Source organism: Streptomyces viridosporus (assembly GCF_002078235.1).
In the GTDB taxonomy this organism is placed as follows: domain Bacteria; phylum Actinomycetota; class Actinomycetes; order Streptomycetales; family Streptomycetaceae; genus Streptomyces; species Streptomyces viridosporus.
In genome coordinates this window covers 1-13,325 of sequence record NZ_MSGP01000211.1, presented here as the reverse complement: position 1 = coordinate 13,325, position 13,325 = coordinate 1, and the positions used below count along the sequence as shown (strand labels likewise).

General features: G+C 72.1%; 11 protein-coding genes. 1 reads left to right on the top strand and 10 read right to left on the bottom strand.

Annotation, left to right across the window (positions count from 1 at the left end):
* Positions 1-522: 522 nt before the first annotated feature.
* Entirely contained in the window at positions 523-1,530 is a 1,008-nt protein-coding gene (locus tag B7L92_RS15645; RefSeq protein WP_081238204.1) for a stage II sporulation protein M, read from the bottom strand.
* 126 nt (positions 1,531-1,656) lie between these two features.
* Between B7L92_RS15645 and B7L92_RS15640 the strand changes: the two genes are divergently transcribed.
* On the top strand, positions 1,657-2,679 hold the full coding sequence (locus B7L92_RS15640) for an RDD family protein (protein ID WP_081238210.1): 1,023 nt from the start codon (positions 1,657-1,659) through the stop codon (positions 2,677-2,679).
* A 19-nt stretch (positions 2,680-2,698) separates the two neighbouring features.
* On the opposite strand, the gene B7L92_RS15635 is transcribed toward B7L92_RS15640, so the two are convergent.
* The 9 genes from B7L92_RS15635 to B7L92_RS15595 form a co-directional block, all read right to left on the bottom strand.
* Positions 2,699-3,313: a hypothetical protein gene (locus B7L92_RS15635; protein WP_081238202.1), complete on the bottom strand. Its 615-nt coding sequence runs from the start codon at positions 3,311-3,313 to the stop codon at positions 2,699-2,701.
* A 153-nt stretch (positions 3,314-3,466) separates the two neighbouring features.
* Entirely contained in the window at positions 3,467-4,924 is a 1,458-nt protein-coding gene (gene ahcY / locus B7L92_RS15630) for an adenosylhomocysteinase (protein WP_081238208.1), read from the bottom strand.
* A 321-nt stretch (positions 4,925-5,245) separates the two neighbouring features.
* Complete coding sequence (locus B7L92_RS15625; protein ID WP_081238200.1) at positions 5,246-6,226, bottom strand: cation diffusion facilitator family transporter; 981 nt, start codon at positions 6,224-6,226, stop codon at positions 5,246-5,248.
* A 140-nt stretch (positions 6,227-6,366) separates the two neighbouring features.
* Positions 6,367-7,518: a mannose-6-phosphate isomerase, class I gene (gene manA, locus B7L92_RS15620; RefSeq protein ID WP_081238199.1), complete on the bottom strand. Its 1,152-nt coding sequence runs from the start codon at positions 7,516-7,518 to the stop codon at positions 6,367-6,369.
* A gap of 73 nt (positions 7,519-7,591) precedes the next feature.
* Entirely contained in the window at positions 7,592-8,719 is a 1,128-nt protein-coding gene (locus tag B7L92_RS15615) for an SIS domain-containing protein (RefSeq protein WP_081238198.1), read from the bottom strand.
* A 76-nt stretch (positions 8,720-8,795) separates the two neighbouring features.
* The gene (locus B7L92_RS15610) at positions 8,796-8,966 is read right to left on the bottom strand and encodes a Trm112 family protein (protein ID WP_004987263.1); all 171 of its coding nucleotides are present in this window, start codon (positions 8,964-8,966) and stop codon (positions 8,796-8,798) included.
* A 236-nt stretch (positions 8,967-9,202) separates the two neighbouring features.
* A complete protein-coding gene (locus B7L92_RS15605) occupies positions 9,203-10,567 on the bottom strand; it encodes a phosphomannomutase/phosphoglucomutase (RefSeq protein WP_081238206.1) in 1,365 nt (454 codons plus the stop codon).
* Between the two features lie 228 nt (positions 10,568-10,795).
* On the bottom strand, positions 10,796-12,412 hold the full coding sequence (locus B7L92_RS15600; protein ID WP_081238197.1) for an L-lactate permease: 1,617 nt from the start codon (positions 12,410-12,412) through the stop codon (positions 10,796-10,798).
* Between the two features lie 190 nt (positions 12,413-12,602).
* Complete coding sequence (locus tag B7L92_RS15595; RefSeq protein WP_081238196.1) at positions 12,603-13,079, bottom strand: DUF3499 domain-containing protein; 477 nt, start codon at positions 13,077-13,079, stop codon at positions 12,603-12,605.
* Positions 13,080-13,325 lie beyond the last annotated feature (246 nt).

Sequence of the window (13,325 nt, the reverse complement as noted above, 5' to 3'; positions counted from 1 at the left end):
GAGCGGAACGCCGGGAGGAATAGTCCCGGCGTTCACAGCGTCCTCGCTGTGTTTTCTTCAAAGGAACCTCGCCACCGGGACAACCCGGTGTCGGGGTATCAACATATCTGGCGTTGACTTTTGGCACGCTGTTGAGTTCTCAAGGAACGGACGCTTCCTTCGTACTCACCCCTGCGGGCTTTCCTCCGGGCGCTTCCCTTCGGTCTTGCGTTTCCGACTCTATCAGACCTTTCCGGTCCGATTTCCTCGGTGCTTTCCGGGGTCCCGCTTCCGCGTTTCCCTTTCCGGCGGACCCGACTTTATCAGAAGTTTCAGGGCGGATTGACCGGCCTTCGTTTCCGATTCATCGGGAGGGTGCTTCTTCGAAATCGATGTTTCGAGAAGCGGATAGATGTCACTGTCGCCCTCAGGGTCAGACCCCATCTCCAGGCAACTGTTCGAATCTACCTCCCCACAGCTTCCGTGTCAACGGCTCCCGTGGGGCGAAGAGGAGACTAGCAGCTGAACGGACCGCCGTGCACATCAGGCCGCCGTCGGGACCGTGGCACTGCGCTCGGCTGTGTCCAGGTCGCCGGTCTCCCCGGAGCGTGCCGCGCGTCCGCCCAGGACGTAGACGTAGGCCAGGAAGGCCAGCTCGGCAGCGACCCCGATGGTGATGCGTGCCCAGGTGGGCAGGCCCGAGGGGGTGACGAAGCCTTCGATCGCGCCGGAGACGAAGAGCACCAGGGCGAGGCCGATCGCCATGGCCAGGGCTGCTCGGCCCTCCTCCGCGAGTGCCGTGCGGCGGGTGCGGGGGCCCGGGTCGATGACGGTCCAGCCGAGGCGGAGACCGGTTCCCGCGGCGACGAAGACCGCGGTCAGTTCGAGGAGGCCGTGGGGCAGGACGAGGCCGAGGAAGGTGTCGAGGCGGCCGGCGGAGGACATCAGGCCGAAGCCGACGCCCAGGTTGAGCATGTTCTGGAAGAGGATCCAGAGGACCGGCAGGCCCAGGAAGACGCCCAGGATCAGGCAGAGGGCGGCGGCCCACGCGTTGTTCGTCCAGACCTGGGCGGCGAAGGAGGTCGCGGGGTGGCTCGAGTAGTACGTCTCGTACTGGCCGCCGGGGCGGGTGAGCTCGCGCAGTTCGCCCGGTGCCGCGATGGACGCCTGTACCTCGGGGTGGGTGCCTATCCACCAGCCGAGCAGTGCCGCGACGGCTGTGGAGAGGAGGGCCGTGGGCACCCACCAGTGGCGTGACTTGTAGACGGCCGCCGGGAAGCCGTGGGTGAGGAAGCGGGTGGCGTCCCGCCAGGATGCGCGCCGGGCGCCCGTGACCGCGCTCCGCGCACGGGCCACCAGCTGGCTGAGTCGGCCGGTCAGCTGGGGATCCGGCGCGGCCGTCTGGATCAGGGAGAGGTGGGTGGCGGTGCGCTGGTAGAGGACGACGAGTTCGTCGGCCTCCGCACCCGTGAGGCGGCGCTGCCGCCGGAGCAGGGCGTCGAGGCGGTCCCACTCCGCACGGTGGGCGGAGACGAAGACGTCGAGGTCCATCGGTGTGCCTGCTCCTCGGCTGCTGAATCGATGATCTGCTTGATCGGCTCGTCGTACTGCGGTGCGATGTGTCCTCAGCTTGGCAGACTGGCGATGTTCGGGGCAGGCCAGGAAAGGGCGGCGGGTGTGAGTGAGCTGGTGACGGGCGAGGCGGTGGCGTTGGAACTGCGCCCCGCGAGGCTGCCCAGCAGGGCGCTGGCCGTGCTGCTCGACCTGGCGGCGGCCGTGGCGGTCTACATCGTCGTGACCATCGCCCTGGTGGCTTCCACGGCTTCCCTGGACCAGGCGGCGCAGACGGCGATATCAATCGCGGTGTTCGTCCTCGTGCTGGTGGGCGGGCCGATCGCGGTCGAGACGCTCAGTCATGGGCGGTCGCTCGGGAAGCTGGCGTGCGGGCTCCGGGTGGTGCGGGACGACGGGGGACCGATCCGGTTCCGGCACGCGTTGGTGCGGGGTCTGATCGGTGTGATCGAGATCCTGATGACGTTCGGGGTCGTGGCCTGCATCGCCTCCCTGGTGTCGGCGCGTGGTCGGCGGCTCGGGGACGTGTTCGCGGGGACTCTGGTCGTGCGGGAGCGGGTGCCGGTCGGGCAGGACGGTTTCGTACCGCCGCCGCCCCCGTGGCTGGCCGGGCGGTTCTCGGGGCTCGATCTGTCGGCGGTGCCCGACGGCCTGTGGCTTGCCGTCCGGCAGTACCTGACGCGGATGCGGCAGCTGGACCCGCAGGTCGGCTGGGCGATGGCGGAGCGGCTGGCAGCGGACCTGGCGGACCGTACGGGGGCGCCGGTGCCCCCGGGGGTGCCGCCGGCCGCGTACCTGGCGGCGGTGCTGCAGGAGCGGCAGGCCCGGGAGGCCCGGCGGGCCTTCGGGAACGGGACGGCCGCGGGCGGCGGTCACGCCGGCACCGCCGCTCCAGCAGGGAGCCACCCCCTGCCCGCTCGTCCCCCCGCGGTCGTGCCGCCGGATGTACGGCCGACCGTTCCGTCGGCGGATCCGTCGGCGGATCCGCGAGCCGTGCCGCCCGGGACGTCGTCGGCGCGTTCCTCCGCGGAGGACGGGGAGGCGCCGGTGGGTGGGCATCGGACCGGTATGCCGCGGGAGGCGGCGCCGGCCGATCGTCCCTCGACGGGGTTCGTACCGCCGTCGTAGGTCGCGCCGGGCACGCCGCTCAGTCGAAGACCGACGGGGGTGACGCGAGGTCCTCCAGCTCGATGCCGGGGGCGGCCAGGACCACGTCCCCGGCGATGTGCACGGTGTGCTGTTCGCCTGTGTCCAGGGCTGTGACCTGGTATGCGTCCACGGTCAGGGGGCCGTTGTCAGTGGCGTGTGCTTCTCTTTCCACCAGTTGCCAGGACTGGTCCACGGTGCGCGGGGCGAGGACCGGGTCCGTGAAGGCGACGAGCCGTACGCGGGTGGCCGGTGCCGAGGGGGTGAGGCGCAGAAGACGGGTGATGGCGACGAGGAACGCGGGGGACGAGCCGGTGAAGGCGTGGGCGCGCACATTGCCTTCGGTGGCGTGGGCCCCGGTGGGGTCCGTACGGACCCAGGTGACGCCGTCGAGGGCGGCGCCGCGGACCTGCCAGCTCGCGGCGTGGAGTTCGAGGCGGAGGGGGCGGCCCAGTTCGTCGAGGGCGAGGTCGACCGAGCCCAGGTGATCGCCGGAGGGGGCGGTGAGCTGGGAGACGTAGCGCCAGCCGGAGGGGCCGGGGGCGCAGTGGAAGTGCTCTTCTGCGAGGGGGGTGTGATCGTGCGGATCGTAGAGCGTATATCGGCCGCGGGGCATGGGGGTCCTGGGTCGTGACGGGCTGGGCCGGCCGGTCGCCGGTCCACCAACGGGGCAGGCCCCCGGCACGGGGGTGCGGGGGCCTGCCTCGGAGGACCTGCTGCCGGGGAGCGCGCCGGTGCACGGACGCGCTCGCTCGGTGGGAGCGTGGGCTCAGTAGCGGTAGTGGTCGGGCTTGAACGGGCCCTCGACCCTCACCCCGATGTACTCGGCCTGCTCCGGGCGCAGCCGGGTCAGCTTCACGCCGAGCGCGTCGAGGTGGAGGCGGGCGACCTTCTCGTCGAGGTGCTTGGGCAGCACGTAGACCCCGATCGGGTAGGCGTCGGGCTTGGTGAACAGCTCGATCTGGGCCAGGGTCTGGTCCGCGAAGGAGTTGGACATCACGAACGACGGGTGGCCGGTGGCGTTGCCCAGGTTCAGCAGCCGGCCCTCGGACAGCACGATGATCTTCTTGCCGTCGGGGAAGGTCCAGGTGTGCACCTGCGGCTTGACCTCGTCCTTGACGATGCCGGGGATCTTGGCCAGGCCGGCCATGTCGATCTCGTTGTCGAAGTGGCCGATGTTCCCGACGATCGCCTGGTGCTTCATCCGGGCCATGTCGGCGGCCAGGATGATGTCCTTGTTGCCGGTGGTGGTGATGAAGATGTCGGCCGTCTCCACCACCTCGTCCAGCGTGGTGACCTGGTAGCCGTCCATCGCCGCCTGCAGCGCGCAGATCGGGTCGATCTCGGTGACGATGACCCGGGCGCCCTGCCCGCGCAGCGACTCCGCGCAGCCCTTGCCCACGTCGCCGTAGCCGCACACCACCGCGGTCTTGCCGCCGATCAGGGTGTCGGTGGCGCGGTTGAGGCCGTCGACCAGGGAGTGCCGGCAGCCGTACTTGTTGTCGAACTTCGACTTGGTGACCGCGTCGTTGACGTTGATCGCCGGGAACAGCAGGGTGCCCTCGCGCTGCATCTCGTACAGCCGGTGCACGCCGGTGGTGGTCTCCTCGGTGACCCCGCGGATCTCGGAGGCCAGCCGGGTCCACTTGCGCGGGTCCTCGCCCAGGGTGCGGGTGAGCAGCTCCAGGATGACGCGGTGCTCGTCGGAGGCGGCGGTCTCCGGCGCGGGGACCTGGCCGTCCTTCTCGTACTCGACGCCGTGGTGGACCAGCAGGGTGGCGTCACCGCCGTCGTCCAGGATCATGTTGGGGCCGCCGGTGGGGCTGTCCGGCCAGGTCAGCGCCTGCTCCGTGCACCACCAGTACTCCTGCAGGGTCTCGCCCTTCCAGGCGAAGACCGGCACCCCCCGCGGCTCGTCCGGGGTGCCGTCCGGGCCGACCGCGACGGCGGCCGCGGCGTGGTCCTGGGTGGAGAAGATGTTGCAGGACGCCCAGCGCACCCGCGCGCCCAGCGCGGTCAGGGTCTCGATCAGGACGGCGGTCTGCACGGTCATGTGCAGCGAGCCGGTGATCCGGGCGCCGGCCAGCGGCCGGGCGTCGGCGTACTCCTTGCGGAGCGCCATCAGGCCGGGCATCTCGTGCTCGGCGAGGGTGATCTCCTTGCGGCCGAACTCGGCCAGGGAGAGATCGGCGACCTTGAAGTCCTGTCGGTTGTCGACAGTCGTCATTGCGAGCTGCTCCTCGGTGTCGGGGGCGAGGTGGGTACGGCTGGTCTGCGCGGCGGCGGACACAGGGGTGCCCGGAAGAGGACACGGTCATGCCCGCGTGCGCGCAGCGCAGTCCGTCGGAGGCCCTCTCTCCCTCGGCCGGTCCGCGGTGGGACCGCCCGACCGCCATCAGCAGCGACGTCTGGCTCCGTCCCAAGCTACACCGCCCGACCCGGCCTCCCCCAGTCCGCCCGCGAACACATCAGGCCGACCTGGCGGGCGCCGCGCCTCCCGTGACCGGTCCGGCGGCTTCGTTCGCGGGGCGGGCGGCGCGTGCCGGGCTCAGCGTCCGGCGTCGTGCGGCGCGGGGCCGCCGGGGGTGGCTTCGGGGTCGGCTCCCTTGACGGCCTCGGTCTCGCTGTAGATGTCGGGCTCGAGGTAGATCACGCGGGCGATCGGGACGGCCTCGCGGATGCGGGACTCGGCGGCGTCGATGGCGGTGGCGATCTCCGAGGCCGTGTTCTCGTGCCGCACCGCGATCTTCGCGGCGACCAGCAGCTCCTCCGGGCCGATGTGGAGGGTGCGCATGTGGATGATGCGGGTGACGGTGTCGCCGTCGACGACGGCGGCCTCGATCTTCCGGGTCTCCTCGGCGCCCGCTGCCTCACCGAGCAGCAGGGACTTCGTCTCGGCGGCGAGAACCAGGGCGATCAGGATGAGCAGGATGCCGATGCAGAGGGTGCCGATGCCGTCCCAGACGCTGTCACCGGTGAGCAGGGCGAGGCCGACACCGCCGAGGGCGAGGACCAGACCGACGAGCGCGCCGAGGTCCTCCAGGAGGACGACCGGAAGTTCGGGGGCCTTGGCGTGGCGGACGAACTCCTTCCAGGAGCGGCGGCCGCGCAGGGCGTTGGACTCCTTGATGGCGGTGCGGAAGGAGAAGGACTCGGCGATGATCGCGAAGACCAGGACGCCGACCGGCCAGTACCAGTGCGTCAGCTCGTGCGGGTGCTTGATCTTCTCGTAGCCCTCGTAGAGGGCGAACATGCCGCCGAGCGAGAAGAGCACGATGGACACGAGGAAGGCGTAGATGTAGCGCTCGCGGCCGTAGCCGAAGGGGTGCTGCGGGGTGGCCCGGCGCTGTGCCTTCTTGCCGCCGACCAGCAGCAGGGCCTGGTTGCCTGAGTCGGCGACCGAGTGCACGGACTCGGCGAGCATCGACGAGGAGCCGCTGAAGAGGAACGCCACGAACTTCGCTACCGCGATCGCGAGGTTGGCGACGAGTGCCGCCACGATCGCCTTGGTGCCGCCTGACGCGCTCATGTGTCCGCGTGGTCCCTTCGTACGCCGTTTCCGGGCCCGGACGTGCGCGTGCGTACGTCCGGGCCCGTGTCCGTCCTTTGACGGTGGGCCATTGTTGCAGCCCGGTCGGGCACGGCGTGCCAGGTTGCCGCATGCGACGGTCAGGCGACGACCGTGGCCCTGAACAGCGTTCCGGTACCCGCCACTTCGGCCTTCTCACCCGCGGGGACGAACACGGAGGTGCCCGGGGACAGTTCGTGCTCGCCCGCGCGGACCGAACCGGCCGTGCAGAGCAGGATCTGCGGAGTGGTCAGGGTCAGGTCGTGGGTGGTGCCGCCCGCGGGGAGGACGTAGCGGGAGAGGCGGAACTCGTCGGTGGGAGTCTCGTAGACCTCCTCGCCGTCCGGGGTGGCCTCCGGGCGCAGGACGCCGGGGTCGCCGGCCTCGAAGCGGACGATGCGCAGGAGTTCGGGGACGTCGACGTGCTTGGGGGTCAGCCCGCAGCGCAGGACGTTGTCGGAGTTGGCCATGATCTCGACGCTGAGACCGTTGAGGTAGGCGTGCGGGACGCCGGCGCCGAGGAAGAGCGCCTCGCCGGGCTGGAGCCGGACGTGGTTGAGGAGCATCGCGGCGATGACGCCGGGGTCGCCCGGGTAGTGGTGGGCGATGTCGGCGTAGGGGGCGTACGCGCCGCCGAGGCGGTCGCAGGCGGCGGCCACCTCCGTGACGGTGTGCGCCATCTCCTCGGGGTCGGCGGTGAGGACCGCGGTGAGGACCTCGCGCAGGGCGGCGTCCTCGGGGCGGGCGCGCAGCAGGTCGACGTACGGCTTGAGGGAGTCCACGCCGAGGCCGTCGAGGAGTTCGGCGGTGCGCAGCGGGTCGCGGAAGCCGCACAGCCCGTCGAACTCGGTGAGGGCGCAGACCAGTTCCGGCTTGTGGTTGGCGTCCCGGTAGTTGCGGTGCGGGGCGTCGGCGGGGACGCCGCGGCGCTCCTCGTCCGCGTGGCCCTCCTTCGCCTGGTCCAGGTCGGGGTGGACCTGGAGGGAGAGCGGGGCTCCGGCGCCGAGGAGCTTGAGGAGGAAGGGCAGCTGCGGGCCGAACTTCGCGACCGACGCCGCGCCGAGTTCCTTCTCCGGGTCGGCGTCGATGACCTCGGCCAGCGTGCCGCGCGCGGTGCGCGAGGGAGCCCCGGGGTGGGCACCCATCCACATCTCCGCCTGCGGCTCGCCGGTCGGCTCGGTGCCGAGCAGCCGCGGGATGGCGGTGGTGGAACCCCAGGCGTAGGGGCGGATGGTGTTGTCGAGGCGATCCATGGGGCTCTCTGTGTTCCTTCTGCCGTGTCTCGTGCGTACGCGCGCCAGGGAGGTCAGTGCATCCCGGGCATGATCAGGTTCTGGAAGCGAGCGCCAGGTAAACGGCGGCGAAATCCGTGACGGCGATCAGTTCCGCGAGGGTCTCCAGTTCGCCGCCCTCCTCCGGCTCCAGCTCGCTGATCGGCGTGTCGTGGCCGAGGGCCAGGTCACGGGCGGCCGGAGCGGCGGTGAGGCCGCCGATGGGGCGGTCGCGGAGCAGCACCACGCGCGCGTGCAGGGCGGGCCGTTCCTCGACCCGGTCGCGGAAGAAGTCGTCCGGGTCGGCGCTGGCGGCGAGCGGGCCGGCGAGCAGGGCGCTGTGCGCGGCGAGTGCCTCGGGGAGTTCGGCGACAACGGCGGGGATGCCGGACAGTTCGGCGAGCGCGGCGGCGAAGCGGCGGCCGGCCGGGCCGGCCGAGACGCCCTCGGTCCACACGACGGGGAGCGCGTCGGCGAGTTCCGCGGCCAGCGTCTTGGCCGGGTTGCTGTAGGTCGCGATGGCCGGGCCGCAGCGTTCGGCGATGCGGTCGAGGCGGTCGGCGACCTTGTCCAGGGCGTCCGGCGGGGCGGCGAGCAGGCCGGTGCGGTCCAGCAGCGCGAGCAGCGGGGTGAGCAGCGACCACAGGACTCCGGGGGCGGCTGCGGCGAGGGGTTCGTCCTGGTCGTAGGGCGCGGTGGCCATGGGGACGAACAGGCCGTGGGAGCCGTTCACGGCCTCGGCGAGCGGGGTGCGGGCGGGCGCCACGGCGACGACGGTGCAGCCGCGGCGGTACGCCTGCTCGGAGAGCAGGGCCAGGCCCGGTTCGGTGCCGTCGGGGGTGGCGATCAGCAGCAGGTCCACGGAGCCGGCCCAGCCGGGCAGTTCCCAGCGCAGTGCTCCCGCTGCGGGGGCGACGCCGGTCGGCGCGAGCCGGGTGACGGGGCTGCCGGAGCCGGCCAGGGTGCCGAGGAGGTCGGCGGCCTGGGTGGCGGCGGCGCCGGGCCCCGCGATGAGGACGGCGCGGGGACGGCCGTCCGGTGCGAGGTCGTGGACGCCGGCCTCGGCGGCGTGCCGGACGGCCGTGCGGACGCGGGCGCCCGCTTCGGCGGCGCCGCGGAGCAGGGCGCGGCGGTCGGCCTCGGCGAGGCCCTCGGGTGAGTCGAGCAGCGATTCGTCGAGCATGGGCGGCAGCCTCCGGTCGGCGTGGCGTCGGGTCGCGGCGCCGGGTCGCTGGTGCGCCGGGCCGCCGGATCGTCGGTTACGCGGGGCGGCGGGCCTCGTCGACGAGGAGGACGGGGATGCCGTCGCGGACCGGGTACGCCAGGCCGCAGTCCTGACCGGTGCAGACGAGCTCGGTGTCCTGCTCTTCCAGGGGGGAGTGGCAGGCCGGGCAGGCGAGGATCTCCAGGAGGCCGGCTTCGAGCGCCATGGGGGTTCCCTTCGGGGGCGGGCGTATGCGGATGTGCCTGGTCAGGGTACCGCCGGTGGGCGCGGGGCGGACGAGCTGTGGATGTTGAGCCCTGAACCGCTTCCGGGAGGGCGGACGGGAGCTCACGCCACCGCGGGGCGGCGGCCGGTACGCCGGGACCGGCCCGTGCGGGGCGGACCGCGCTCCCGCCCCGCACGGTCCCGGCCCCGCCCGCACGTTCTCGGTCCCGCCCGGTCTCAGCCCCGGATGATCGCCAGGGCCTCGTCGCGCACCCTGGCCATCGTCGCCTCGTCGCGGGCCTCCGCGTTCAGGCGGAGGAGCGGTTCGGTGTTGGAGGGGCGGACGTTGAACCACCAGTCGGCGGAAGTGACGGTGAGGCCGTCCAGTTCGTCCAGGGTGACGCCCTCGCGGCCCTCGTACGCGGCCCGGACCGCGGCGAGGCGGGCGGTCTGGTCGTCGACGGTGGAGTTGATCTCGCCCGAGCCGGCGTAGCGGTCGTACTGGGCGACCAGGGCGGACAGGGTGCCCTGCTGGCCGCCGAGGGCGGCGAGGACGTGCAGGGCGGCCAGCATGCCCGTGTCGGCGTTCCAGAAGTCGCGGAAGTAGTAGTGCGCGGAGTGCTCGCCGCCGAAGAGGGCGCCGGTCCTCGCCATTTCGGCCTTGATGAAGGAGTGGCCCACGCGGGTGCGGGCGGGGGTGCCGCCGTTCTCCCGCACGACCTCGGGCACCGACCAGGAGGTGATCAGGTTGTGGATGACCGTGCCCCTGCCGCCGTTCCTGGCCAGCTCGCGGGAGGCCACCAGAGCGGTGATCGCGGACGGGGGGACCGGCTCGCCCCGCTCGTCGACGACGAAGCAGCGGTCGGCGTCGCCGTCGAAGGCGAGACCGAGGTCGGCGTCCTCCTCGCGGACCCGCTTCTGCAGGTCGACGAGGTTGGCCGGGTCGAGGGGGTTGGCCTCGTGGTGGGGGAAGGTGCCGTCGAGTTCGAAGTACATCGGGACGAGGGCGAGCGGCAGGCCGGCGAAGACCGTCGGGACGGTGTGCCCGCCCATGCCGTTGCCCGCGTCGACGACGACCTTCAGGGGGCGGACGGAGGTCAGGTCGACGAGCGAGCGCAGGTGTGCCGCGTAGTCGTCCAGCGTGTCGCGCCGGGTGACCGTCCCCGTCGCGGCCGCCGGCTTCGGGGCGCCCGACTCGCTCCACCGCTCGACGAGTTCGCGGATCTCGGCCAGACCGGTGTCCTGGCCGACCGGGGCGGCGCCCGCGCGGCACAGCTTGATGCCGTTGTACCGCGCCGGGTTGTGGGAGGCGGTGAACATCGCGCCCGGCAGGTCCAGCGCGCCCGAGGCGTAGTAGAGCTGGTCGGTGGAGCACAGGCCGATCTCGGTCACGTCGGCGCCCTGGGCCGCCGCACCGCGGGCGAAGGCGCCCGACAGGCCCGGGGACGAGGGCCGCATGTCGTGCCCGGTGACGATCGCGCCCGCGCCGGTCACCCGGACGAAGGCGGCGCCGAAGAGCTCGGCCAGGGACTCGTCCCACTGGTCGGGAACGATCCCGCGCACGTCGTACGCCTTCACGATCTGAGACAGATCAGCAGCCACGGCCAACCCTTCCGAAAGTCCTGTCGGTCCCCACAAACTACCCGTAGCCCCCCGCAGGGGATGACGCTCCTCCGGGACCCCCGGGCGGGGGCCCGGACGGGGGTCCCGGACGGGGGTCCCGGACGGGGCCCGGTTCGAGGCATCGGGCCGGTCACGGGTCGGGGTTCACGGGCTGCGGGACATGGGCCACGGGACACGGGCTGCGGGACACGGGCTGCGAAGCACGGGTCACGGCAGCATCCAGCCGAGCACCGCCGTGCTCTGCCCCACCACGATCAGGCACATCACCAGCAGCAGGCCGAGGCTCCAGGGCAGTACCTTGCGCAGCAAGTCCCCCTCACGGCCCGCCAGTCCGACGGCCGCACAGGCGATGGTGAGGTTCTGCGGCGAGATCATCTTGCCGAGGACACCGCCGGAGCTGTTCGCCGAGGCGAGCAGCTCCGGTGACAGCCCGGACTGCCGCGCGGCGGTCACCTGGAGGGCTCCGAAGAGGGCGTTGGCGGAGGTGTCCGATCCGGTCACCGCGACACCGAACCAGCCCAGCACCGGTGACAGGAACGCGAGTCCGGCCCCCGCCGCCGCCACGAAGTGGCCGATCGTGGCCGCCTGGCCGGAGAGGTTCATCACGTAGGCGAGCGCCAGCACGGAGGTCACCGTGAGGATCGCGAACCGCAGTTCGCGCACCGTCGCCAGCCACTCCTCGACCGCCACGCGCGCGTGCAGGCCGATCACGGCCGCCGTGCACACCCCGGCGAACAGGACGAGGGTGCCGCCGGTGGAGACGATCGGCCAGGTGAACACGTTGCCGCCGACGGGTTCCCCGTCCGGTCCGGCGACGTCCAGGAACGGCCAGTCGTAGGTCTGGGTGGCGCCGGCGAGCCAGTCCTTGACCGCCGGGATCTGCGCGACGGAGAAGACCGCCACGATCAGCGCGTAGGGGGCGTAGGCGCGCAGGACCTCCCCGCGCGGGTCCTCCTCGTCCAGTTCCTCGCTGCGCACACCGGTCAGCACGGAGGCGCGTACGGCCTCGGGGGCGGACACGCGCGCGTGCGGCACCGCGACCAGGGCGCCCGCGCCGGCCAGGGCGGCGCCGATGTCGGCGAGTTGCGCGGAGACGTAGTTGGACGCGGCGAACTGGGCGACGGCGAAGGCGGCTCCGCAGACCAGCGCGGGCACCCAGGTCTCCCGCAGCCCGCGCCGGCCGTCCACCAGCCAGACCAGCGCCAGCGGCACCACGAGGGCCAGCAGCGGGGTCTGGCGGCCGACCACGGACGCCACGGAGTCCAGGGGCAGCCCGGTGACCTGTGCGAGCGTGACGACCGGCGTGCCCATGGCCCCGAAGGCCACCGGCGCGGTGTTGGCGACCAGCGCGACGACGGCGGCGCGCACCGGATCGAAGCCGAGTGCCACGAGCATCACGGCGGAGATCGCGACGGGCGCCCCGAAGCCGGCGAGCGCCTCCAGCAGCGCGCCGAAGCAGAAGGCGACGACCAGCGCCTGGATCCGCGGATCGTCGGAGAGCCGGCCGAAGGAGCGGCGCAGGATGTCGAAGTGCCGGGTACGGACGGTCATCCGGTACACCCACAGGGCGTTCACGACGATCCACAGGATGGGGAAGAGGCCGAAGACGGCTCCCTGGGCGGCGCCGGAAACCGTCTGGCCCAGCGGCATCCCGTAGACGAGCCAGGCCACGAGGACGGCGCCCAGCAGGCCGATCAGGCCCGCCAGGTGCGCCTTCATGCGGACCCCGCCGAGCAGGACCAGGACGACCACGAGGGGTAAGGCCGCCACGAGGGCGGAGAGGCCCAGTGAGCCGGCTACGGGTTCCAGTTGCTGGACGTACACGGACGCCTCCCGAATTCCGCCATGCGAAAGCGATTTCTCGCAACCTTGGGAGGAATGGTCGTGTCCGCGACAAGTTCGCGTCAATGGGGATGCCGTGACCGGTGTGCGAGCGGAGGAGGACGGAACAGGCGGGGAAGCCGGTGGAAGGGAGGAGAGCGGAGGAAAAAGGGGGAGGGAGGAAGCGGCGCCGTCAGTTGTCCGGCGAGCGGAGCACCCTCAGGTGACCGCGGCGCGCGACCTCCATGGGATCGGCGGCACGCCCCCCGCCGGCGGCTCCCGCCGCCCGCTCCTGGGGCCGGGCCGCCTCGCGCACGGCGTTCGCCAGCGCTTCCAGGTCGTCCCCGCTGGGCTGGGCCGGGGCCGAGCCGTCGAGGAGGCGGACGACCTCCCAGCCGCGCGGCGCGGTGAGGCGCTCGGAGTGCTCGGCGCACAGGTCGTAGCAGTGGGGTTCGGCGTAGGTGGCGAGCGGGCCGAGGACCGCGGTCGAGTCGGCGTAGACGTACGTCAGCGTCGCGACGGCGGGACGGCCGCAAGCGGTGCGCGAACAGCGACGTACAGGGCTCACGATGTTGGACGGTACCGCACTCTTGAGCGGGCCGCGACGACTCTCCCCCAGGTCACTCCACCGTGTCGTGGCGTGAAACGTCCCACATACCCTTTTGGGCATACCTCGCCGACCTGCTCCGACACCCCCGTCCGGGACGCCGGACGATTCTGATTCCGGTCACCAGTTGGTACAAACACTGTCAAACGACTTGAGATCACCGGTCCTGGAGAGATATGGAATCGAGCCCAACCTTGGCTGGAATGGTCAGGTGATGACACGCCGTGCGGTACGGCCCGAAGGCGTGTGGGGACCGGGCGGGTGGGGTCGGCGCCGACTACCCTGCACAGTGATGGACAGCCCCGTGAC

Coding starts and splice junctions, on each gene's coding strand:
- B7L92_RS15645 (WP_081238204.1), bottom strand. CDS start 1,530: ATGGACCTCGACGTCTTCGTCTCCGCCCACCGTGCGGAGTGGGACCGC.
- B7L92_RS15635 (WP_081238202.1), bottom strand. CDS start 3,313: ATGCCCCGCGGCCGATATACGCTCTACGATCCGCACGATCACACCCCC.
- ahcY (WP_081238208.1), bottom strand. CDS start 4,924: ATGACGACTGTCGACAACCGACAGGACTTCAAGGTCGCCGATCTCTCC.
- B7L92_RS15625 (WP_081238200.1), bottom strand. CDS start 6,226: ATGAGCGCGTCAGGCGGCACCAAGGCGATCGTGGCGGCACTCGTCGCC.
- manA (WP_081238199.1), bottom strand. CDS start 7,518: ATGGATCGCCTCGACAACACCATCCGCCCCTACGCCTGGGGTTCCACC.
- B7L92_RS15615 (WP_081238198.1), bottom strand. CDS start 8,719: ATGCTCGACGAATCGCTGCTCGACTCACCCGAGGGCCTCGCCGAGGCC.
- B7L92_RS15610 (WP_004987263.1), bottom strand. CDS start 8,966: ATGGCGCTCGAAGCCGGCCTCCTGGAGATCCTCGCCTGCCCGGCCTGC.
- B7L92_RS15595 (WP_081238196.1), bottom strand. CDS start 13,079: ATGCCCAAAAGGGTATGTGGGACGTTTCACGCCACGACACGGTGGAGT.